The sequence below is a fragment of the Streptomyces sp. HUAS CB01 genome (assembly GCF_030406905.1).
GTDB lineage: Bacteria > Actinomycetota > Actinomycetes > Streptomycetales > Streptomycetaceae > Streptomyces > Streptomyces chengbuensis.
Genome location: NZ_CP129137.1, coordinates 3,159,005 through 3,180,795, shown reverse-complemented (window position 1 = coordinate 3,180,795; position 21,791 = coordinate 3,159,005). Strand labels below are relative to the sequence as shown.

21 protein-coding genes and 1 tRNA gene are annotated in these 21,791 nt (G+C 72.6%); 9 read left to right on the top strand and 13 right to left on the bottom strand.

What is annotated here, in order from left to right; genetic code table 11:
- Nucleotides 1–15: 15 nt before the first annotated feature.
- The gene (locus tag QRN89_RS14015) at nucleotides 16–786 is read right to left on the bottom strand and encodes an ABC transporter ATP-binding protein (RefSeq protein ID WP_290349704.1); all 771 of its coding nucleotides are present in this window, start codon (nucleotides 784–786) and stop codon (nucleotides 16–18) included.
- 425 nt (nucleotides 787–1,211) lie between these two features.
- On the opposite strand from QRN89_RS14015, the gene QRN89_RS14010 reads away from it, so the two are divergent.
- Together QRN89_RS14010 and QRN89_RS14005 are read left to right on the top strand one after the other, a co-directional pair.
- Nucleotides 1,212–1,293 (top strand) — tRNA-Leu (locus QRN89_RS14010).
- Nucleotides 1,294–1,658: 365 nt separating this feature from the next.
- Nucleotides 1,659–2,546, top strand: a complete 888-nt coding sequence (locus QRN89_RS14005; protein ID WP_093655859.1) for a Bax inhibitor-1/YccA family protein — start codon at nucleotides 1,659–1,661, stop codon at nucleotides 2,544–2,546.
- A gap of 124 nt (nucleotides 2,547–2,670) precedes the next feature.
- On the opposite strand, the gene QRN89_RS14000 is transcribed toward QRN89_RS14005, so the two are convergent.
- Nucleotides 2,671–2,901: a DUF4287 domain-containing protein gene (locus QRN89_RS14000; protein WP_290349703.1), complete on the bottom strand. Its 231-nt coding sequence runs from the start codon at nucleotides 2,899–2,901 to the stop codon at nucleotides 2,671–2,673.
- Nucleotides 2,902–3,000: 99 nt separating this feature from the next.
- Between QRN89_RS14000 and QRN89_RS13995 the strand changes: the two genes are divergently transcribed.
- On the top strand, nucleotides 3,001–3,324 hold the full coding sequence (locus QRN89_RS13995; protein WP_290349702.1) for a hypothetical protein: 324 nt from the start codon (nucleotides 3,001–3,003) through the stop codon (nucleotides 3,322–3,324).
- 54 nt (nucleotides 3,325–3,378) lie between these two features.
- Here the strand turns inward: QRN89_RS13995 and QRN89_RS13990 are convergent, their stop codons facing one another.
- From QRN89_RS13990 to QRN89_RS13980, 3 genes are all read right to left on the bottom strand, one after another.
- Nucleotides 3,379–4,248, bottom strand: a complete 870-nt coding sequence (locus tag QRN89_RS13990) for a hypothetical protein (RefSeq protein WP_290349701.1) — start codon at nucleotides 4,246–4,248, stop codon at nucleotides 3,379–3,381.
- Between the two features lie 388 nt (nucleotides 4,249–4,636).
- Nucleotides 4,637–5,857 (bottom strand): acetyl-CoA C-acetyltransferase, encoded by a 1,221-nt coding sequence (locus tag QRN89_RS13985; protein WP_290349700.1) that lies wholly within the window; start codon nucleotides 5,855–5,857, stop codon nucleotides 4,637–4,639.
- A 194-nt stretch (nucleotides 5,858–6,051) separates the two neighbouring features.
- The gene (locus tag QRN89_RS13980; RefSeq protein WP_290353703.1) at nucleotides 6,052–7,059 is read right to left on the bottom strand and encodes an SGNH/GDSL hydrolase family protein; all 1,008 of its coding nucleotides are present in this window, start codon (nucleotides 7,057–7,059) and stop codon (nucleotides 6,052–6,054) included.
- A 143-nt stretch (nucleotides 7,060–7,202) separates the two neighbouring features.
- Here QRN89_RS13980 and QRN89_RS13975 point away from each other — a divergent pair, with 143 nt between their 5' ends.
- Nucleotides 7,203–8,588 (top strand): cystathionine beta-synthase, encoded by a 1,386-nt coding sequence (locus QRN89_RS13975; RefSeq protein WP_290349699.1) that lies wholly within the window; start codon nucleotides 7,203–7,205, stop codon nucleotides 8,586–8,588.
- 373 nt (nucleotides 8,589–8,961) lie between these two features.
- Here QRN89_RS13975 and QRN89_RS13970 read toward each other — a convergent pair whose 3' ends face one another.
- Nucleotides 8,962–9,390 (bottom strand): nucleotidyltransferase family protein, encoded by a 429-nt coding sequence (locus QRN89_RS13970; protein WP_290349698.1) that lies wholly within the window; start codon nucleotides 9,388–9,390, stop codon nucleotides 8,962–8,964.
- A 303-nt stretch (nucleotides 9,391–9,693) separates the two neighbouring features.
- Between QRN89_RS13970 and QRN89_RS13965 the strand changes: the two genes are divergently transcribed.
- Together QRN89_RS13965 and QRN89_RS13960 are read left to right on the top strand one after the other, a co-directional pair.
- On the top strand, nucleotides 9,694–10,533 hold the full coding sequence (locus QRN89_RS13965; protein WP_290349697.1) for a MurR/RpiR family transcriptional regulator: 840 nt from the start codon (nucleotides 9,694–9,696) through the stop codon (nucleotides 10,531–10,533).
- A 163-nt stretch (nucleotides 10,534–10,696) separates the two neighbouring features.
- Entirely contained in the window at nucleotides 10,697–11,287 is a 591-nt protein-coding gene (locus QRN89_RS13960) for a hypothetical protein (protein WP_290349696.1), read from the top strand.
- 26 nt (nucleotides 11,288–11,313) lie between these two features.
- Here QRN89_RS13960 and QRN89_RS13955 read toward each other — a convergent pair whose 3' ends face one another.
- The 7 genes from QRN89_RS13955 to QRN89_RS13925 all read right to left on the bottom strand — a co-directional run bounded on the left by QRN89_RS13955 (nucleotide 11,314) and on the right by QRN89_RS13925 (nucleotide 17,082).
- The gene (locus tag QRN89_RS13955) at nucleotides 11,314–11,688 is read right to left on the bottom strand and encodes a hypothetical protein (protein ID WP_290349695.1); all 375 of its coding nucleotides are present in this window, start codon (nucleotides 11,686–11,688) and stop codon (nucleotides 11,314–11,316) included.
- Between the two features lie 139 nt (nucleotides 11,689–11,827).
- Nucleotides 11,828–12,211 (bottom strand): roadblock/LC7 domain-containing protein, encoded by a 384-nt coding sequence (locus QRN89_RS13950; protein ID WP_290349694.1) that lies wholly within the window; start codon nucleotides 12,209–12,211, stop codon nucleotides 11,828–11,830.
- Between the two features lie 38 nt (nucleotides 12,212–12,249).
- Entirely contained in the window at nucleotides 12,250–12,993 is a 744-nt protein-coding gene (locus tag QRN89_RS13945; protein ID WP_290353702.1) for a transcriptional regulator, read from the bottom strand.
- An 11-nt stretch (nucleotides 12,994–13,004) separates the two neighbouring features.
- A complete protein-coding gene (locus QRN89_RS13940; RefSeq protein ID WP_290349693.1) occupies nucleotides 13,005–13,415 on the bottom strand; it encodes a hypothetical protein in 411 nt (136 codons plus the stop codon).
- Nucleotides 13,416–13,658: 243 nt separating this feature from the next.
- A complete protein-coding gene (locus QRN89_RS13935; RefSeq protein WP_290349692.1) occupies nucleotides 13,659–15,035 on the bottom strand; it encodes an APC family permease in 1,377 nt (458 codons plus the stop codon).
- Nucleotides 15,036–15,249: 214 nt separating this feature from the next.
- Nucleotides 15,250–15,714 (bottom strand): SRPBCC family protein, encoded by a 465-nt coding sequence (locus QRN89_RS13930; protein WP_290349691.1) that lies wholly within the window; start codon nucleotides 15,712–15,714, stop codon nucleotides 15,250–15,252.
- Between the two features lie 36 nt (nucleotides 15,715–15,750).
- Nucleotides 15,751–17,082, bottom strand: coding sequence for a type III PLP-dependent enzyme domain-containing protein (locus tag QRN89_RS13925; RefSeq protein ID WP_290349690.1), 1,332 nt, complete (start codon nucleotides 17,080–17,082; stop codon nucleotides 15,751–15,753).
- Nucleotides 17,083–17,285: 203 nt separating this feature from the next.
- Here QRN89_RS13925 and hutU point away from each other — a divergent pair, with 203 nt between their 5' ends.
- The 3 genes from hutU to QRN89_RS13910 all read left to right on the top strand — a co-directional run bounded on the left by hutU (nucleotide 17,286) and on the right by QRN89_RS13910 (nucleotide 21,555).
- The gene (gene hutU, locus QRN89_RS13920) at nucleotides 17,286–18,950 is read left to right on the top strand and encodes a urocanate hydratase (protein WP_290349689.1); all 1,665 of its coding nucleotides are present in this window, start codon (nucleotides 17,286–17,288) and stop codon (nucleotides 18,948–18,950) included.
- 71 nt (nucleotides 18,951–19,021) lie between these two features.
- Complete coding sequence (locus QRN89_RS13915) at nucleotides 19,022–20,212, top strand: allantoate amidohydrolase (RefSeq protein WP_290353701.1); 1,191 nt, start codon at nucleotides 19,022–19,024, stop codon at nucleotides 20,210–20,212.
- Entirely contained in the window at nucleotides 20,203–21,555 is a 1,353-nt protein-coding gene (locus QRN89_RS13910; protein WP_290349688.1) for a formimidoylglutamate deiminase, read from the top strand. Before QRN89_RS13915 ends, QRN89_RS13910 begins: the two co-directional genes overlap by 10 nt.
- Nucleotides 21,556–21,791: the final 236 nt, after the last annotated feature.

The window sequence follows — 21,791 nt, the reverse complement described above, 5'->3', positions numbered from 1 at the left end:
CGGTGGAGCCGTGGGTCAGCTGGTCCGGCCCTTGGCGTCGAACTCCTTCATGCGGTCCAGGACGCCGTCGGCGCTCGGGGCGATCATCTCGTCCACGATCCGGCCGTCGGCGAGGAAGATGACGCGGTCCGCGTACGAGGCCGCCACCGGGTCGTGCGTCACCATCACGACGGTCTGGCCCAGTTCCCGTACCGAGTTGCGCAGGAAGCCCAGGACCTCGGCGCCGGACCGGGAGTCGAGGTTCCCGGTCGGCTCGTCGCCGAAGATGATCTCGGGGCGGGAGGCGAGCGCGCGGGCGACGGCGACGCGCTGCTGCTGGCCTCCGGACAGCTGGGTGGGCCGGTGGCCGAGGCGCCCGGAGAGTCCCACCATGTCGATGACGAGCTGCAGCCACTGCTGGTCGGGCTTGCGGCCGGCGATGTCCATGGGGAGCGTGATGTTCTCCAGGGCCGTCAGCGTCGGCAGCAGGTTGAAGGCCTGGAAGATGAAGCCGATCTTGTCGCGGCGCAGCTGGGTCAGCTGCTTGTCCTTGAGCGAGCCGAGCTCGGTCTCGCCGATCCGCACCGAACCGCCGCTGAAGCTGTCGAGGCCGGCGACGCAGTGCATCAGCGTCGACTTGCCGGAGCCGGACGGGCCCATGATCGCGGTGAACTCCCCCTGACGGAAGTCCACGGTGACCCGGTCGAGGGCGACCACCTGGGTCTCGCCCTCCCCGTAGACCTTGGACAGATCCATGGCGCGGGCGGCCACCGCGGTGGCGCGGGCGGCGGTGGGTGTGGTGGTCACGAGTCGGCTCTCCTGTCACGGCGTTCGTGGGGACCGCACCATCGTGCTGCCCGCGACCCCGCCGGATCGTCCGTCCCGGTGCCCGTTCCCGTGGCCCTCTCGGGTCTGACGGGGCGGCACCCCCGTCCTCCTTTGGTATGACGGCGCCCCCGGGGCCGCCTCCGGGTCCGGCGCGCGTTTCCCGGCCTCCGCCTGCGGGTTGTCCGGGGTGTGCCCGGGCGGCGACTTTCCGTCATTCCCACGGGTGGCACCGGGTCCGTGAGGAGCGCGTCTCGGCAGGTGCAAACAGCCGCTCACGGGGGCTGACGCACCCTCAGGCGTCAATAAAATAAGACAACATCGGGTCGGTGTTCCGCTGTTGGGGTGAGCCGTACGGATAGGCTCGTGTGCGAACGCAGAGCCGCGTAAGCAGGACCGCGCAACCAGCCCGGATGGTGGAATGCAGACACGGCGAGCTTAAACCTCGCTGGCCTTCGGGCCGTGCCGGTTCGAGTCCGGCTCCGGGCACGTTCATGCGTCTGCGGCGCGAGCGGCAATCATTGAATTCTTGAATGCTTGCTCGCGCCCGCGTGGCCGTCGGTGCGGCCGGACCGAAGCCGGCCCGTTCCCGCCGGCGCCTCCCCGACCCGCCAGGACTCCTGCCCGCTCCCTCCGCCGGTACTCCCCGGCAGCGCTTCCGGCGTGAACCTCGCCGACCCGGGAATGAGTGAGTCCATTCACTGGCTGTAGGGGAAGGAGAGAGAGCACGGCGGGGTCCGGAGCGACCGGTCAGTCACGATCGAGGAAAGATCCTCCTTCAGCACTAGTCCGAGGTCTTTGCCCCCGCATTACTCTTGTGTCAAGGCCGCGCAGGGCGGCCATGGAGGAGTGAGATGAGGAGCAGCAACCCGGTCTTCTCGCGACGGGGGTTCAGCCGCGACAACGGCTACGCGGGCTTCAACACCGCGCCGCAGGCCGGGGGCCCCGCAGTCGGCGGCAACCCGTACGCCCAGGGCGCGGGGAACCCGTACGCCACCAACCCCTACGCGCCCGCGGACGCCCAGCTGGGTGCCCCGCCGCAGGCGCCCGCCCGCACCAACGTGATGACGATGGACGACGTCGTGGCGCGCACCGCCATGACGCTCGGCACCGTCGTGCTCACGGCGATCCTGTCGTGGGTGCTCCTGCCCGTCGACCCGGCCAACATCGGCAAGTCGTACGGCATCGCCATCGGCGCCGCGCTGGTGGCGCTGGTGCTCGGGCTCGTCCAGTCCTTCAAGCGCAAGCCGTCGCCCGCGCTGATCCTCGCCTACGCGGCGTTCGAGGGTGTCTTCCTCGGTGTGATCTCCAGCGCGGTCTCCACCTACATCGCGGACGGCGTGGTCGCCCAGGCCGTGCTCGGCACGATGGCGGTCTTCGCCGGTGTGCTGTTCGCGTACAAGATGCGCTGGATCCGCGTCACCCGCCGTTTCTACGGCTTCGTGATGGCGGCCGCGATGGGCTTCCTGCTGCTGATGGCCGTCAACCTGCTGTTCGCCGTCTTCGGCGGCGGCGACGGGCTCGGCTTCCGCAGCGGTGGCCTCGGCATCCTGTTCGGTGTCATCGGCATCATCCTCGGTGCCTGCTTCCTCGCCCTGGACTTCAAGCAGGTCGAGGACGGCATCAACTACGGCGCTCCCCGCGAGGAGTCCTGGCTGGCCGCCTTCGGCCTCACCATGACCCTGGTGTGGATCTACCTGGAGATGCTGCGTCTGCTGTCGATCCTGCAGGGCGACGACTGACGCCCGGGCGGCCGCACGGCCGTCCGGTGAACCGACGAAGGGCCCGCCCGGCATCCGCCGGGCGGGCCCTTCGCTCGTCCTCGAGCCGGTTCCGCCAGGCCGTGCCGCGGCCTGGCAACCCGACCTAGAGCAGCTTGCGGGCCGCCCTCCTCAGGTCGTACTCATGGATGATCGCTTTCGCATGGCCGTACGCGAGATTGTGTTCGCTCCGGAGCCAGCTGACCTTCTCCTCGAAACGGAACAGGGACGGTCCTTCGTCGACGGTGCGAAGCCAGTCGGCGACTTCACGACCGGTGCAGTGAGGGATGCGGGAGAGCAGGTTGCGATGGGTCTCTTCGGAGAAGACTTGGGACATCGGCGCCTCCGGACGCATTGCGCGTGTGGTCCTTCACGTCACCGTGCCTGAGTGTTCGCGTATTGGCAACAGTCCCGTACCGGCGCATAGGGTCGCGTCGTGCTTGATACGACACCTCTGACGGCGGCCGTGGAGCGGTTCGCCGACCGGCTGCGGGCGGCCCCGCAGAGCCGGCTCCGGCGCGGGGCCGCGGCGGAAGGCCTGGCACTGGCCAGGGAGTTGGCGGTGCGCGCCCAGCGCATCGAGACGCCCGGGCGGCAGCCGTGGATCATGCCCGACGCGGGCGTCTTCGCGGTCGCGGACCAATTGGTGGTCGCCGGGACGGATTTGGCCGAAGCCGTACGCACGGGAACGGCCTCGCCGGAGGAACTGGACGAGGCCGTGGAACTGGTCGAGGCGGCGGCGCGGCGGGCGGGGCTCTGACGGCGCCCCGATGGGGCCCTGGGGCCGGGGCGCGGGCCCCTGGCCGGGCGGGGCTCAGAGCGAGGCGATGACGCGGTCGGCGAGGATGTAGACGTTCTCCCCGCCGCCGCAGCAGAACGTCAGGGCGTACGCACCGGAGACGCCCGAGCCGCCGAGCAGGACCGGCGTCCGGCCTGCGCGCAGCGCCTCCGCGAGCTGTTCCGCGGTCTCGCGGTGCCCCGGGGTCATGCAGAGGGTCGTGCCGTCGGCGAACACGTACACGTCGAGGGTCCCCAGCGGGCCCGGCCGTACGTCGGTGAGGGCGGTCGCGGTCTCCGCGAGCTCCTCCAGCCGCGCCACGGTGCGCTCGTGGTCGGTCACGACCGGTGTCTGCACCGGGACGAAGTCGGGGTGCGAAGGGTGCCGCCGGCGGGCCGCGGCCAGCTCGGGGGAGTCCTCCGCGAACTCGGCCGGCGGCTCGGTCAGGTCCGCCGGCTCCGCGAGCTCGTCGAGCGCCTCCGCCGCCTCCAGGTCCATGGCCTCCAGCCCGGCGAAGTCGGCCTGCCGCGGCACGTAGAGCGGACCGTCCTCGCCGAGGTCCGCCAGCCCGCCCAGCATCGACAGCGGCGACTCACCGGCGTAGAGCGGTGCGTCGGCGGCCTCGCGGGCCTCCTGCGCGGCCCAGAACGCGCGCGCCTCGGCCAGTTCGCGCTCGCGCTCCTCGGCCAGGGCCTCGGCGACGGCGGCGCGTATCTCGGCGGCGGGTGCGGTGCGGGCCTGCGGCACGGTGCCCAAGGGGCCGCTGCCGTGACGGCTCACGGCGGCCAGCTCCGAACGCAGGGCGGTGACCTGCTTGCGCAGCCCGAGAACGGTGTGCAGGGCAGCGGCGCCCACGGCCGTGGCAGCGGCCGTGGTCAGCAGCAGGGCGAGGGACATGGCGCTCACTGACGTACTCCCGGTTCTGAGGATTCCCCGACTTACTACATCAGCTTGTCGTGAGCCCACACCTGGTGTCAGTGCAATACGTCACGAAAGGGACAGGACTTTGGGCCGGGTGTTTACCTGCGTGACGCCCGTGACCTGGGCAAACGCCAGTCGGCGGGAGATAGGTCACATCCTGGGGGAGATTAGGTCACGGCTGGGAGACGGCAAGGTTGAGCAAGCGGTTGCCGAGGGATGGGGAGGGGTTTCGCGTTCCCCTCCCGGCACGTTCCGCGGGACGGCGGGTCCGCGTGCGCGCGGGGGCCCTGACCTCGCACGGACCCCGCGCAGGGCGGGACGTCGCGCACGGGCGCGACGCCCCGCACCGGGCGGAGCCCGGGCGCCGGTGTCCTCAGCTGAGACGCTCGATGACCATCGCCATGCCCTGGCCGCCGCCGACGCACATCGTCTCCAGACCGAACTGCTTGTCGTGGAACTGGAGCGAGTTGATCAGCGTGCCGGTGATGCGCGCGCCGGTCATGCCGAAGGGGTGGCCGACCGCGATCGCGCCGCCGTTGACGTTCAGCTTCTCGAGCGGGATGCCCAGTTCCCGGTAGGACGGGATGACCTGGGCCGCGAAGGCCTCGTTGATCTCGACCAGGTCGATGTCGTCGATGGTCAGCCCGGCGCGTCCGAGCGCCTGCTTGCTCGCCTCGACCGGGCCGAGGCCCATGATCTCGGGGGAGAGACCGGAGACACCGGTCGACACGATGCGGGCGAGCGGGGTCAGACCCAGCTCGCGGGCCTTGGTGTCGGACATGATGACCAGCGCCGCGGCGCCGTCGTTCAGCGGGCAGCAGTTGCCCGCGGTCACCAGGCCGTCGGGGCGGAAGACCGGCTTCAGGCCCTGGACGCCCTCCAGGGTCACGCCGGCGCGCGGGCCGTCGTCCTTGCCCACGACCGTGCCGTCGGGGGTCGTCACCGGGGTGATCTCACGCTCCCAGAAGCCGTTCTTGATGGCTTCCTCGGCGAGGTTCTGGGACCGCACGCCGAACTCGTCCATGTCCTGGCGGGTGACGCCCTTGAGGCGCGCCAGGTTCTCCGCGGTCTGGCCCATCGCGATGTACGCGTCCGGGACCAGCCCGTCCTCGCGGGGGTCGTGCCAGCTCGTGCCCTCCTGCGCGGCCACGGCGGCGGTGCGGGCCTCGGCCTCGGCGAAGAAGGGGTTGTGCGTGTCGGGGAGGCTGTCGGAGTTGCCCTTCGCGAACCGGGAGACCATCTCGACGCCGGCCGAGATGAAGACGTCGCCCTCGCCGGCCTTGATGGCGTGCAGCGCCATGCGGGAGGTCTGCAGCGACGACGAGCAGTAGCGGGTGATGGTGCAGCCGGGCAGGTGGTCCATGCCCATCTGTACGGCGACGATGCGGCCGAGGTTGTTGCCCTGCTCGCCGCCGGGCAGGCCGCAGCCGAGCATCAGGTCGTCGATGTCCTTCGGGTCCAGCTCGGGGACCTTGGCGAGCGCGGCCTGGATGATCGTCGCGGTCAGGTCGTCCGGCCGCAGGTCCTTCAGCGAGCCCTTGAAGGCCCGTCCGATGGGGGAGCGGGCGGCAGAGACGATTACGGCTTCGGGCATCACGGCTCCAGACAGAAGGGTGCGTGGGGGCGTCTGATGGGGAAGTTACCCCTACGTATCGCGCGGGTCACCGTACGGACCGTGTGATGCGGGCCTCTTTTCTAAGCGCTCGCTTACGGCAGGAGTCGCCGCGGGGAGGGGACCCGGACCCGCAGGCGCGGATCCGGGCCGGGTCGGGCGCGGGGGCCGCGCCCTCACTCCGCTGCTCGTCCCCGCACCTCCGCGGCCGGGGCTCCCGAGGGTGTGGGCTCCGTCGGGACCGGCAGGCGGCGGCGCCTGCGGTGCTTGAGCAGGGCCCATGGGGCGCGGGCGCCCGTGACCTCGGTGCCGGCCTCGCTCGCCGCCTCCGCCGCGGCCTTGGCGACCGGCAGCATGCCCTCGCGGCGGTCTGCGTCCAGCCTGTCCGTCTCCGGCCACAGGCCGAGCGCCGCGCACAGCGTCGGCAGGACCGCCATCGCCGCCGTGGCGTACCCCTCCGCCGAGGGGTGGTAGTTGTCCGGGCCGAACAGCTCGCGGGGGTTCGCCGCGAACTCCGGGCCCAGCAGGTCGCCCAGCGAGACGGTACGACCGCCCTGCTCCACCGCGCCGATCGTCTGCGCCGCCGCGAGCTGCCGGGAGACCCGGCGGGCGAGCCAGCGCAGCGGCTGGTACACCGGCTCGATGGTGCCGAGATCCGGGCAGGTGCCCACCACCACCTCCGCGCCCGCCGTCCGCAGCCGCCGCACCGCGGCCGACAGGTACCGCACCGACTGCGTCGGGGGCATCCGGTGCGTCACGTCGTTCGCCCCGATCATGATCACGCAGACGTCCGGCACCCGGGACGGGTCCCGCAGGGCCAGACCCACCTGCCGTTCCAGGTCGTCGGAGCGCGCACCGGGCTGGGCCACGTTCATCAGCTCCACCGGGCGCTCGGCCACGGCCGCGAGGCCCGAGGCGAGCAGCGCCCCCGGCGTCTGTCCCGCCCGGCGCACGCCCTGCCCGGCGGCCGTCGAGTCCCCCAGCAGGACCAGCCGCAGCGGCCCGGAGAGCCCGAAGGCCGTGCCGTAGATGCCGTCCGCCCCCGGGGGAAAGGGTGCCGTGCCGCCCCCCACCGATCTTTTTGCCAGCTGCACCTCGGCCAGCAGAAGAGTCACCGCCGCAGCTCCGAGCAGACCGATCCCGCCGCCGCCGTATGCCGCGCCCGCCGCGATGCGCCGCGCCACCCTCGCCCTCGACACAGTCCCAGCCACCTCCTCGTAGCCGTGCAGTCGTCCATGAGCTAACTGCCCCGTAACGGCCGTCGCCCAATCTCGCGCCGAATGCGCATACGCTGACGGAACCACTACGGAGATCCCGGAGACTTACGGTGCAATTCCACGACTCGATGATCAGTCTGGTTGGCAATACCCCGCTGTTGAAGCTGAACAGCGTGACCGCGGGCATTCAGGCGACCGTCCTCGCCAAGGTCGAGTACTTCAACCCCGGCGGGTCGGTGAAGGACCGCATCGCCCTGCGCATGATCGAGGCCGCCGAGCAGAGCGGTGAGCTCCAGCCGGGCGGCACGATCGTCGAGCCGACGAGCGGCAACACCGGCGTCGGGCTTGCCATCGTGGCCCAGCAGAAGGGCTACAAGTGCATCTTCGTCTGCCCGGACAAGGTGTCCACGGACAAGATCAATGTGCTGCGCGCCTACGGGGCCGAGGTCGTCGTCTGCCCCACGGCGGTCGACCCGGAGCACCCGGACTCGTACTACAACGTCTCGGACCGGCTGGTGCGCGAGACGCCGGGCGCCTGGAAGCCGGACCAGTACTCGAACCCGAACAACCCGCGTTCGCACTACGAGACGACCGGTCCCGAGCTGTGGGAACAGACTGAGGGGAAAATCACCCATTTCGTGGCCGGGATCGGCACCGGAGGCACCATCTCCGGCACCGGCAACTACCTGAAGGAGATCAGCGGCGGCACGGTGCGCGTCGTCGGCGCGGACCCGGAGGGCTCCGTCTACTCCGGCGGCTCCGGCCGGCCGTACCTGGTCGAGGGCGTCGGTGAGGACTTCTGGCCCACCGCCTACGACCCGAACGTCACCGACGAGATCATCGCCGTGTCCGACAAGGACTCGTTCCAGATGACGCGCCGCCTCGCCAAGGAGGAGGGCCTCCTGGTCGGCGGCTCCTGCGGCATGGCCGTCGTCGCCGCGCTGCGTGTGGCCGAGGGGCTCGGCCCGGACGACGTCGTGGTCGTGCTCCTGCCGGACAGCGGACGCGGCTATCTGTCGAAGATCTTCAACGACGAGTGGATGAACGACTACGGCTTCCTGGAGCAGGCCGGCGACCAGCCGCGGGTCGCCGACGTGCTGAAGCACAAGGAGGGGGCGCTGCCGTCCCTCGTGCACATGCACCCGGAGGAGACCGTCGGTCAGGCCATCGAGGTGCTGCGCGAGTACGGCGTCTCCCAGATGCCGATCGTGAAGCCGGGCGCCGGCCACCCGGACGTCATGGCCGCCGAGGTCATCGGCTCCGTGGTGGAGCGGGAGCTGCTGGACGCGCTCTTCACGCAGCGCGCCTCGCTGAACGACCCGCTGGAGAAGCACATGAGCGACCCGCTTCCCCAGGTCGGCTCGGGTGAGCCGGTCGGCGACCTGATGTCCGTGCTCGGTTCCGCCGACGCGGCGATCGTGCTGGTCGAGGGCAAGCCCACCGGCGTGGTGAGCCGCCAGGACCTGCTGTCGTTCCTGGCGATGTCCGGGAAGTAGCCGGGACGGCGGGTCCCCGCGCGGAACGTGTGCGCGGGGACCGCCGCACCCCCGTGACCGGGGGGCGGGACGACGGCGGTCCCCGCGAGGGACGCGGTCCGGGTCAGGGCCGGGCTCACGTCCGGGCGTCCATGGAGGTCCGGGAGCCGCTCCGGAGGTCCTTGACGCCGACACCCCTCAATGTGCCGGACGCGTGTTAAGCGAGTGCTGCGCCGACGTGTCGCGCTCGTACCACTTCCGCGAAGCTCCGTGGGCGGCCCGCCCGGCCGGCCGCCCGGGCCCGCGGACGGTCACCGCTCCGCGCCGCCCGGGCCGGCGGACGGTCGGTCCTTCCGGTCGGATCCCGCGCCGGGCCTCCGTGGCAGGTGACCGGTCACTCCTCCCAGTCGGATCCCGCGCCCGCCGTCGCCTTCTCCTGCCTGCCGAGGCTCCGGCCGCGGAAGGCGTGCACGGCGTTGACGCCCACGATGCCGCCCCAGGTGACGAACAGGCCCTCGATGCCGGCGTTCACGACGCTGATCGCCGAGAGCGGGACGGCGAGGACGAGCGTGATGATCGCGAGGCCGTGGCGCTCGCCGAAGTTCTCCCCGAAGCGCTCCGGCCGGGCGCCGCCGCGCGCCTCGCTCATCCGCCGTTCGGCGAGATGGCGCCGGACCCTGCGGTCGACGGTGGCGTCCAGACGCTGCTCGACCTTCTCCAGGAAGGACTCGATGAGCGCCGGCTCGTACTCCGTGCCCAGCTCGTGGCGGGCGCGGAGGGTGGCGTCGAGCTCCTTCGTGAGCTCGGGGTCGCGGGCTTCCATGGGCACAGCGTAAGGAGCCGCCGAGGGCGTGTCGGTGGGGCTTGCCCCCCTCTTCGGGCTCGGGTCCACCGGCGGGTTCGGGGCGGCCCGGGTCCCGGCGGGGTCGCGGGGCGCCGCTTGCCCGCTCTGTATATGGTCATGCAGAGTTAAAGGTGACTGAATAGCCGGTGTGCCGAAGTTCTCGGTGATCTTCGTGTCCGTTCCGCCTCCCCGCGCCGGGCTCGCGCGGTACTGTCCCGGGCGTCCGGGAGCGGGCCGGCACCTCCGGCGCGCCGGGCGAGACGAACTGGGGGACGGGACGGCATGAACGACACCAGCCCTGCCGCACGGCTGCAGCAGCTCTTCGAGGGCCACCGGCTCACCCCCACCCAACGCCGTATCGCCCACTGCATGGTGCGCAGGGCGCCCGACGTGCCGTTCCTGTCCAGCGTCGAGCTGGCCGAGCTCGCCGGGGTCAGCCAGCCCTCCGTCACCCGGTTCGCCGTCGCCCTCGGCTTCGACGGCTACCCGGCGCTGCGCAGGCATCTGCGCGAGGTGGCACCCGCCGAACCGGCGGAGAAGAGGCAGGAGTTCACCGAGTACCAGCAGGCCGTGCACGCCGAGATCGAGAATCTGCGCCATCTCGCCGAACTGCTCGCCGACCCGGGCCCCGTGGAACGCGCCGCCCGGCTGCTCGCCGCCTCCCGGCCGCTCCCCGTCCTCGGGCTGCGCGCGGCCTCCTCGCAGGCCCGAGGCTTCGCGTACTTCGCGGCCAAGGTCCACCCGGACGTCCGGCTGCTCGACGAGGGCGGCTCCCTGCTGGCCGACCGGATCGACGCCGCACGGCGGGCGGGTGCGACGGCGCTGCTCTGCTTCGCCCTGCCCCGCCACCCCAAAGAGGTCGTGGAGGCGCTCGCGTATGCGCGGGGGGCCGGGCTGACCGTCGTCACGGTCGCGGACTCGGCGTTCGCGCCCGTCGCCGCCCACAGCGATGTGCTGATCCCGGCCGCCGTCGGCACCGGCCTCGCCTTCGACACGGCGTGCGCGCCGATGCTGCTGGGCCGGGTGCTGCTGGAGGCGATGTGCGACGACCTGCCGGACGCGCAGGCGCGGCTGGAGGAGTTCGACGTCCGCGCCGCGGAGCGCGGACTCTTCACCGAATGACCGGCCGGCCGGGTGCGTGCCGGGCCGCTCGGCTGAGCGCCTGACCGGCTGCCTGACCGGCCGACGTGCCGCCGCCCGACGGGTGGGCGCCCCCCGTCGTCCCGGCCCGGCCCCTCTCAGGCGTTCCTCAGAAAGCCCGGCTAACCTCCCCGCCCTGAACGGCATGACGGGTGAAGGGAGCGGTGTCGTGGGTCGCGGCGGAGGGCACGCGCTGGCGCGCGTGGCGGTGATCGTGCGGGCCGGGGTGGCCCCGATGGTGTGGCTCGGCGTGCTCGCCGCGGCCGTCGGGCTGGTGCCGGAGGGACTCACCGGGCGCAGGATCGGGCTGTACGGCGGCGCCGCGGTGTTCCTGGTCGCGGCGGCCGTCGTGGCGGCCGTCCGCGGGGGCCGCTACCGGGAGTTGGAGCGCGGCGCCACCCGCGCCGCCCGCGGCGACATCCTGCAGGACCGGGCGGTGACCGTCCGCAACTGGCGCCGCGCCCATCGCTGGTGGCTGCTCGCGGCGTTCGCCGCGGCCGTGGGAAGCGCCTTCGCCGTACCGGCGGCGGGCGGGCTGCTGCTGGCGGGCGCCGGTGCAGGGCTCTGGCTCAAGGCCCGTGCCCTGGGGCGGCGGGAGAGCGCGAGCGAGAAGCTGCTGTGGGTCCGCACCGACTGGGCAGGGCACGGCAGGCCCGCCGGGACGCGCGTGAAGGGTTACCGCACCACCGGCCCCGCCGCCGGCGACGCCGCCCCGGGCGGGGCTCGGCGCCGCTGAACGGTCGGCGGGGCGCCGGTGGGGCGTCAGACCTCCAGCTCGGCCTCGATCTTGCGCAGCTGGTGGCGGGCCATCGCCAGGTTGGAGCGCTGGTTGTCCAGGGCCAGGTACAGGAACAGGCCGTTGCCGCCGCGCGCCTTGAGCAGCCGGATCAGGTGGTACTGCCCGCCCAGGGTGATGAGGATGTCCTCGATCTCGTCCTGGAGGCCCAGCATCTCCATCGCGCGCAGCTTCGCCCGCACCACGTCGGTGTTGCCCGCGGCAGCGACGTTCAGGTCGAGGTGCTTGCCGCCGCCGAGGGTGCCCAGAGCCATGCCGCTGGTGTAGTCGACGAGTGCCACGCCGACCGCGCCCTCGATCACGGTCATCGCTTCCTTGAGGGCCGTCTCGGTGTTCGCCATGGTGGTGTCTCTCCTTGTTGTGGAACTGTTCGGTCCGAGTGGTGTGTTGTGTGTGCGTCTGCCGGGATGCCCGAAGGCCGACGGCCTCCGGTTCGCGGAGGTCCGGCCCGGGAGTCCCCGGCCGTCGCCGCCGGCGGGTTCAGGGGCGTTCCAGTGCTCCGTCCACGAGTTCGCCGATACGGGCCCCCGCCCTGCGGGCTTCGAGGTGCAACCGGCCGACGTTGACCCGGGGTTCGGCGGTCACGGTGAGCACGGCGGCCGCGCCCGCCGCGTACGTCGCCACATAGCCGCTCTCGCCGCGGACGAGCAGTTCGCGGAAGCGGCCCTGGCCGGTGGCCTCGGTGAGCCGCACGGCCACGCCGAGTGCCGCGGCGGTCAGCGCGGCGACCGTCTCCGCCTCCGCGTCCGGGGTGTCCCGGGCCAGCACGAGACCGTCCACGCTGGCCGCGAGGGCGCCGGTGAGCTGCGGTAACCGGGTCCTCAACCGGTGCAGTTCGTCGAGGACTCCGGTGCTCGCGGTCATCAGCTGTCTCCTCTCGGCGCGCTGCCTCATCGCGCGCATCACAGCGTTGCCTCCAGGGCGTCACGGAGCCGGCGGAGCAGGGCGATGTCCGGATCGGCGGACATCTCCATCACGCGCGCGACATCGGGTGGCGGGGCGGGCGTGGTGACGCCCGTGCGCGGGGTCTCGACGAGCCCGGCCGCGGCCAGCCTGCGGACGTCGACGAGGGTGTGGAACGCGGGACGGCCCAGGGCCCGGGCGATGTCGGCGGGCGTGCGCACCCCGTCGGCCAGGTCGAGCACGGCGCGCTGGCGCGGGGCGGCCCGCACGGGGCGCCGGGGGGAGGGCACCACGGGGGCGGTGTCCGTCTCCGGATGGGCCCAGAGACGGTCCAGCAGGGCCCGGCGCCGCAGCGTCTCGCGCTCGACGGCCTCGGCGGCCACGGGCCGTACGGGGCCGATCCAGTGGGCCACGCCGTAGCGGAAGCGGGTGGGTCCGCTGCTGGGGGCGAGGGCGAAGAACGCCGCGTCGAAGAGCGCCCCGAGATGGCATATCTCCAGCTCGCCGCCGGACACCTGGCCGCTGTCGACGAGGTACCGGCCGACCGCGCCGTGCGCGCCGGCCTCGCGGAGGGCCTCCGTCCAGCCGTCGGCGCGCAGCCGTCCGGTGGCGGCGAGGAGGACGTCGATGCCGGGCGCCGCGGGGCTCTCGGCGTGCACGACCTGGCCCTCGACGAGGTAGAGCGTTCCCCGGTCCCGTAAGAGGGCGCCGGTGGCCCGCTCGGAGGCGAGCCGCAGCAGCATCGGTGAGACGGTCACTCCAGCACCAGCCGCTCGGTCAGGTCACGCATTCTGAGCCGGGCGAGGGCGAGGTTGCCGTCCGCGCGGTCGAGCCAGAGGTGGAGCAGGACGCTGCTGTCGAAGCTCGTCTCGACGAACCGCAGAACGTGGTAACACGTACGGGTGGTGACGACGAGGTCCTCCACCGGAGGGTTCTTGCCGTGGTCCGCGCCCGGGCCGTCGGCGGTGCCCACCGGGGTGAAGGTGGGGTGCTCCGCCGCCATGCGCGCCAGTTCCGCGGTCTCGGCCGCCGCCGTCTCGTGGTCGTTGCCGGCCGCGTCCCCGACGGTGCCGAGGGCGAGTCCGCTGGTCCAGTCGACGAGGGCGGCGCCGCGCACTCCCGGCAGCCGCATGGCGTGGAGAAGACACTCGTCGATCCCGGGCACGCGGAAATCCCCCTCCAGCACGTGTGCGTACGGCTCGGACGTATGTCCGTAGCCGTAAGGTTACGCACCGCAGTGTCGGCAGGTGGAAGTTCTGGCATTTTCCATCGGAACATGCAATCGGTCCGCTAGGGTCCGCCCTCCGCCCGGCCGCAACCGCATCGGCCCGCGTGGCTGCCCGCGACCCGGCCGAATCCGGACCTCGCCGTTCCCCGGGCCGGCCCGCTCAGCCCCGTGCGGCGTGGCTCAGCCCGCGGAGCCCCAGGTGGCCGACTCCTCGTGCCGGAACCTCATCCACAGCTTGTTGACGCCCCAGAGCACGATGCCGATGGCGACCAGGACGCCGGCCCGGATGTACACGTCCGAGCCGCGCTCGGAGAGCGGGCTGGCCAGGATGACCGAGGTGATCGCACCCAGCACCGGAAGGACCGTCGGGGTGCGGAAGTGGGCGTGCTCGACACGGTCCTTGCGCAGCACCAGCACCGCCACGTTGACCACCGTGAAGACGCACAGCAGCAGGAACGCGGTGGTGTCGCCGAGCCCTTCGATCTCGCCGGTCGTGACGAGGCCGATGGCGATGACGGTGACGAAGACGATTCCGGTGATGGGGGTGCGGCGGCGGGGGAGCACCCGGGCCATGCCGCGCGGCAGCACCTTCTCGTTGGCCAGGCCGTAGCAGAGGCGCGAGGCCATCATGATGTTGATCAGGGCCGAGTTGGTGACCGCGAAGAGCGCGATGGCCGCGAACAGCTTCGGCGGGAAGTCGACCCCGCCGGCCTTCACGACCTCCAGCAGCGGGCCGTCGGACTCCGCCAGCACCCGGTAGTCGACGAGCAGCGACGACACCAGTGCCACGAGGACGTAGATCGTGCCCGTCACCCCGACACCGATGAAGATGGCGCGGGGGAACGTCCGGACCGGATCCTTCGTCTCCTCGGCCATGTTGACGGAGTCCTCGAAGCCGACGAAGGCGAAGAAGCCGAGCGCGGTGGCGCCGAGCACGCTCGTCAGCAGGGCGTAGCCGGTGCCGCTCGACTGGAACTCGCCCAGCCGGGACGGCTCCCCGCCGCCGGTCATCACCGCCCACGCCCCGATGCCGAGGACCACCGCGAGCCCCGACAGTTCGACCAGCGTCAGCACCATGTTCGTCTTCACCGACTCCGCGACACCGCGCAGCGCGATGGCGGCGAGGCCGAGGATGAAGGCGATCGCGATCACGGTCGGCGGGATCGCGTCGGTGAACTCCTGGAAGTAGTCACCGCTGAACGCGCGGGCCGCCGCGCTCGCCGACGACAGTCCCGAGCACATGACCATGAAGGCGACGATGAAGGTCAGGAAGGGGAGCCGGAACGCCTTCTGGGTGTAGAGCGCGGCCCCGGCCGCCTTCGGGTACTTGCCGACGAGTTCGACGTACGAGGCCGCCGTCAGCAGGGCCACGACGAAGCCGATCAGGAACGGCAGCCACAGCGCCCCGCCGACCTTTCCCGCGACCTTCCCGGTCGTGGCGTAGATGCCGGTGCCGAGGATGTCGCCGATGACGAAGAGGATCATCAGTTTCGGGCCGATGGCGCGTTTCAGCGCCCCCTCGTGCTCCTGCGGTCCCGTGGACGTGGATGTGGCCATGAATCCTCTCCCGCTCCCGTTGACGGCTGGGAAAGTCTCTGCCCGACCATGGGTCCTTGATGCCTGCGGCACGCCGGGGGGTTGGTCCGTCCGGGGTGCGGGTGTGGTGCCGGGACGGCCGCCGGGAGGGTTACCGCCGTGCTCGCGGTCCTTCGTCCGGCCGCGCCCTCTCGCGCGGGTTCCGCGGCCGGGCGGGTGCCCGCCCCGCCCGGCGTCAGGCGCCGCGCGCCTCCACCGCGGCCGCCACGTCGGCGAGGTCCTTCGCCACGGCCTTGGCCACGGCCCGCTGCCCCAGCGGGCCGAGCACCTTGGCGAGCAGTCCGGTGACGCCTCCGGGCGTGGTGCCGGAGAAGGTCATCCGGACCGTCGTCGTCTCCGGGCCGTCGGCGCGGAGCGCGAACTCCGACACGTAGTGCGTGCCGTGACTGTCGGCCTCCACGACGAAGCGCTCGGTCGGCTCGCTGGCGGTCACCCGCATCTCCTCGGTGGCCTCCTTGCCGAACATCCGCCGCGTCTCGCGCCAGCGGGTGCCGACACCGAAGGCGCCCTCGGTGAGCTTCTCGACGCGCTCCACACCGCTCAGCACGTGCTGGGAGCCCTCGACATCGGTCAGCGCGTCCCAGACGCGGCCCACGGGCGCGGCGATCCGCCGCTCGACGACGACACTTCTGCTGGTCATGGCTCCATGGAACCACCGGGGTACGGCAGTCGCCCGCTACAGCAGCGCGTCCGGCCGGTCCCCGCCCGACTCGGCCACGATCTCCTCGATCCTCTGCGGCGCCCGCACGGTCGCGAACCGGACCCCTCCGGCGTCCGCGTGGAAGCCGTGGACGCCCGGCCGGGCAAGGCTGTTGTAGGCGTAGTGGCTGCTGAAGTAGTACGCCCCGGTGTCCAGCGCGGCCACCACGTCGCCCGGCTCCAGCAGGGGCAGCTCCCGCGCCTCCGCCAGCAGGTCGCCGGCGAAGCAGGCCGGTCCCGCGACGTCCTGGACCACGGCGTCCCCCGGCTTCGGCGCGCCCTTCGCGTCGTACGCGGCGATCCGCAGCGGCCAGGAGGCCGGGTCGTAGACGGTGCGGGTGGCCACCTGGACCCCCGCATGGGTGACGGCGATGGGTCGTGCGCCGGTCGTCTTCGTGTACTCGACGCGGGTGAGGACCGTGCCGTGCTTGGCGAGCAGCGACCGGCCGAACTCGGTGACCAGCCCGTAGCGGCCGTCGAACAGTCCGGGGACCGCGTCCCGCAGCGCCCGGGCGTACTCGGCGAAGGTCGGGCTCTCCTCGTCGGAGGTGAAGTTGACCGGCAGGCCCCCGCCGATGTCGACGGTGTCGATCTGCTGCCGGCCGGCGGCCGCGTTGATCTCCTCGGCCAGCTCGTACACGGCCCGGACGCCCTGGGTCATGAGCTCCAGCCCCAGTCCCTGCGAGCCGGAGTGGGTGTGCAGGCGCGTCAGCCACGGGCGGTCGAGGTACGCGCGCACGACGCGCTCGCGGGCGCCCTCGTCGCGCAGGGCGACGCCGAACTTCGACGTCGCGGTGGCCGTGGACAGCGCGCCGATCGCCCCGGCGCCGATCTGGGCGTTGACGCGCAGCCCGAGCTGTGAGCCACCGGACCCGAGCCCGGCCCCGGAGCCGACCAGGCCGTCGATGCGGTCGAGCTCCTGGAGGTTGTCGGCGTTGACGGCGATCCCGAGGCCGAGCGCCTCGGTCAGCTCGGCGCGGGTCTTCGCGGGCGAGTCCAGCACGATGCGCTCCGGCCGCACACCGGCGGCGAGCGCCAGCGCCAGCTCGCCCGGGCTCGCGACCTCCGCGCCGATGCCCTCGGAGTCCAGCAGACGCAGCACCGGCACGAGCGGGGCGGCCTTCACGGCGAACGCGTGCAGGACGGGGGCGTCGGTGACCTCCTCGAAGGCGGTCCGCAGCGCGGCGGCGGAGGCCCGGACCCCGGCGATGTCGAGAAGCCCCACGACGGGATCGGTCTCCGTGAGCAGGCCCTGCTCCACGGCTGCTCGTACGGCCTGGTCACGACGGTCTGAAGCCAGATAAGCCATGGTCGCCAGTCAATCATCCGTCCCGGGGGGAGGGCCCACCCGTACCGGGGGTACCGCCCCCCGCCCCCGCGGCCCGCCCCCGCACAGCCGCCCCACGGCGCTGCCCGCACCGCCCCCTCTTCCCGCCGCCCGCCCTGTTGACTGGATTTATTCATGAGGCCAGGATGTGAATAGAAGAATCAACGCCGCGAGGAGGCATCGGCATGTCTGGACCCCGCCCCGTACGGGCACCGCGTGGTACGGAACTGAGCGCCCTTGGGTGGCAGCAGGAAGCCGCACTGCGCATGCTCCAGAACAACCTCGACCCGGAGGTCGCCGAGCACCCCGACAAGCTCGTCGTCTACGGCGGCACCGGCAAGGCCGCCCGCGACTGGCGCTCCTTCGACGCCATGGTCCGCACGCTCAGGACGCTGAAGCAGGACGAGACGATGCTCGTCCAGTCCGGCCGCCCGGTCGGCGTGATGCAGACCCACGAGTGGGCGCCCCGTGTGCTGATCGCCAACTCCAACCTCGTCGGCGACTGGGCGAACTGGGAGGAGTTCCGGCGCCTGGAGGCCCTCGGCCTCACCATGTACGGCCAGATGACCGCCGGCTCCTGGATCTACATCGGCACCCAGGGCATCCTCCAGGGCACGTACGAGACCTTCGCGGCCGTGGCGGCCAAGAAGTTCGGCGGCACGCTCGCCGGGACGATCACGCTGACCGCCGGACTCGGCGGCATGGGCGGCGCCCAGCCGCTCGCCGTCACCATGAACGACGGCGTCGCCATCTGCATCGACGTCGACCCCCGTGCCATCGAGCGCCGTATCGAGCACCGCTACCTCGACGTGAAGGCCGACGACCTGGCCCACGCCCTCCGGCTGGCCACCGAGGCCCGGGACGCGCGCCGCCCGCTCTCCATCGGTCTTCTCGGCAACGCGGCGGAGCTGCTGCCGCAGATGCTCGCCGAGGGCGCCCCGATCGACATCGTGACCGACCAGACGTCGGCCCACGACCCGCTGTCGTACCTCCCCGTCGGCGTCGACCTCGACGACATGGCCTCGTACGCGGCGAAGGACCCGGCCGGGTTCACCACCCGTGCCCGCGAGTCCATGGCCCGGCACGTCGAGGCCATGGTGGGCTTCATGGACGCGGGCGCCGAGGTCTTCGACTACGGCAACTCGATCCGCGGCGAGGCTCAGCTGGCCGGTTACGACCGGGCGTTCGCGTTCCCCGGCTTCGTCCCCGCCTACATCCGGCCCCTCTTCTGCGAGGGCAAGGGCCCGTTCCGCTGGGCCGCGCTGTCCGGCGACCCCGCCGACATCGCCAGGACCGACAAGGCGATCCTCGACCTCTTCCCGGAGAACGAGTCGCTGGCCCGCTGGATCAGGATGGCCGGGGAGCGCGTCCACTTCCAGGGGCTCCCGGCCCGTATCTGCTGGCTCGGCTACGGCGAGCGGGACCGCGCGGGCGAGCGCTTCAACGACATGGTCGCGAGCGGCGAGCTCCAGGCCCCGCTGGCCATCGGCCGCGACCACCTCGACTGCGGCTCCGTGGCCTCCCCGTACCGCGAGACCGAGGCGATGCTCGACGGCTCGGACGCCATCGCGGACTGGCCGCTGCTGAACGCCATGGTCAACGTGGCCTCCGGCGCCTCCTGGGTGTCCATCCACCACGGCGGCGGCGTCGGCATGGGCCGCTCCATCCACGCCGGCCAGGTCACGGTCGCGGACGGCACCAGGCTCGGCGGCGAGAAGATCCGCCGGGTGCTGACGAACGACCCCGGGATGGGCGTCATCCGGCACGTCGACGCCGGTTACGACCTCGCCGAGTCCGTCTCCGAGGCGAAGGGCGTCCGCGTCCCGATGCGGGAGGGTGACTCCCGGTGACCGTGCACGACCGGGTGACGGGCGGCCCCTCCGCGGGCGGCGCTGCGGCGCGGCCACGCTCGTTCCAGGAGATGTGGGCCGACCTGAAGCGCATCGGCCGCGACGCGGACAGCGGCGGATACCGCCGGTACGCCTGGACCGGCGCCGACGCCGACTGCCGCACCTGGTTCCAGGAGCAGGCCGAGGCCCGCGGCCTCGCCCACGAGACCGACCGCAACGGCAACCAGTGGGCCTGGCTGGGCGACCCCACCGCCGGGGACGCCGTCGTCACCGGTTCCCACCTCGACTCCGTACCCGACGGCGGGGCCTTCGACGGCCCCCTCGGCGTCGTGTCCTCCTTCGCGGCGCTCGACGAACTCCGCCGCAGGGGAGCCGTGTTCACCCGGCCGTTCGCGATCACCAACTTCGGCGACGAGGAGGGGGCGCGCTTCGGACTGGCCTGCGTCGGCTCCCGCCTCACGGCCGGGCAGCTGACGAAGGAGAAGGCGTACGCGCTGCGCGACGCCGACGGCGTCAGCCTGCCCGAGGCCATGGAGGCCGCCGGCCACGACCCGGAGACCATCGGCGCCGATCCCGAACGGCTCGCCCGCGTCGGCGCGTTCGTGGAACTCCACGTAGAGCAGGGCCGCGCCCTGGACATCTCCGGCGACCCCGTCGGCATCGCCAGCGCCATCTGGCCGCACGGCCGCTGGCGCTTCGACTTCCGCGGCGAGGCCAACCACGCCGGCACCACTCGCCTCGCCGACCGCCGCGATCCGATGCTGACGTACGCGGAGACCGTCCTCGCGGCCCGCCGCGAGGCCGAACTGGCCGGAGCGGTGGCCACGTTCGGCAAGGTCTCCGTCGAGCCGAACGGCGTCAACGCCATCCCGTCCCTCGTCCGCGGCTGGCTCGACTCGCGCGCCGCGGACCAGGCCACGCTCGACACGGTCGTCACCGCGATCGAGCAGGCGGCGAAGGACCGCGCCCGGCGCGACGGCGTCGACCTCGCCGTCGTACGGGAGTCGTTCACCCCCGTCGTCGAGTTCGGGCACGCGCTGCGCGACGAGATCGGCGCACTGCTGGGCGGACGGGCCCCGCTGCTCGGGACCGGCGCGGGACACGACGCGGGAATCCTCTCCGCGGCGGTGCCGACCGCCATGCTGTTCGTACGGAACCCGACGGGCGTCTCCCACTCCCCGGCCGAGTACGCGGCCGAGGACGACTGCGTCGCCGGGGTCCTCGCACTCGCCGACGTACTGGAGGGCCTCGCGTGCAGGTGACGACGTACTGGCTGGAGCATGCCTGGCTCGGCACGCACGTCGAGCCGGGCGTGGCGCTCGACGTCGCGGACGGCCGGATCACGGCCGTCCGCACCGGGGCGGAGACCCCGCAACCGGGCGCCGAGGTACTGCGCGGCCTCACGGTCCCCGGACTCGCCAACGCCCACTCGCACGCCTTCCACCGGGCGCTGCGCGGCCTGGTGCAGGTCGGCTCCGGGACCTTCTGGACGTGGCGCGAGTTCATGTACCAGGTCGCCTCCCGGCTCACCCCGGAGAACTACCACGCGCTGGCCCGCGCCGTGTACGCGGAGATGGCGCTGGCGGGGATCACGGTCGTGGGCGAGTTCCACTACGTGCACCACGCGCCCGGCGGCAAGCCCTACGCCGACCCCAACGCCATGGGCGAGGCGATGATCGCCGCGGCGGCGGACGCGGGCATCCGCATCACGCTGCTCGACACGGCGTACCTGTCCTCGGCCATCGCGGACGAGCACCGGGGGGAGCCCCCGAACCAGCACCAGCTCCGCTTCTCCGACGGCACGGCCGAGGCGTGGGCCGAGCGGGTGTCCCTGCTCAAGGGCGGGGAGCTGACCCGGATCGGCGCGGCGGTCCACTCCGTGCGCGCGGTCCCGGCGGCCCAACTGCCGGTGGTGGCGGCCTGGGCGGCGGAGCGCGGCGCCCCCCTGCACGTCCATCTCTCCGAGCAGACCGCCGAGAACGACGCCTGTCTCGCGGCCCACGGCTGCACACCGGCACGGCTGCTCGCCGACCACGGCGTGCTCGGCCGGCACACCACGGGCGTCCACAACACCCATCTGACGGACGAGGACATCCGGCTCCTCGGCGACAGCGGGACCGGCACCTGCATGTGCCCGACCACCGAGCGGGACCTCGCCGACGGCATCGGCCCCGCGAAGGCCCTCCAGGAAGCGGGCTCACCGCTCTCGCTCGGCAGCGACAGCCACGCGGTGATCGACCTCCTGGAGGAGGCCCGCGCGATGGAGATGGACGAACGGCTGCGCAGCCGCACCCGAGGCCACTGGACGGCCGCTTCCCTGCTGCGCGCCGCCACAGCGGACGGGCACGCGGCGCTCGGCTGGAGCGACGCAGGAGTGCTGGAGCCGGGCGCGCTCGCCGACTTCACCACCGTCGCGCTGGACTCGGTGCGCACGGCCGGCCCGCTGCCGCGGCTGGGCGCGGAGACCGCGGTCTTCGCGGCCACCTCGGCGGACGTCCGCCACACGGTCGTGGCAGGCCGTCACGTCGTACGCGACGGGGTCCACACCCTGGTGCCGGACGTGCCGTCGGCGCTGTCGCAGGCGATCGGGGCGCTGCGCGGCTGATCGGACGGGTGTGGGGCACGGCACCGTGCCGCGGGCCGGGGGCCGTGGCCCCGCACACCGGGCGCACCGGGGCGTCCGGGACGGCGCAGGGGTGTGAGGGCCGAGGCAGGGCCCGGGACGGGCCGGGGTCACTCGTAACGGGGCGGGTTCCCGGTGGAGATGGTCCAGTCGGCGATCGTGACGTCCTCCGCTTCCGGCGGAGAGGAACGCGCACCTCTCTTGGCTCCATGCCCCGA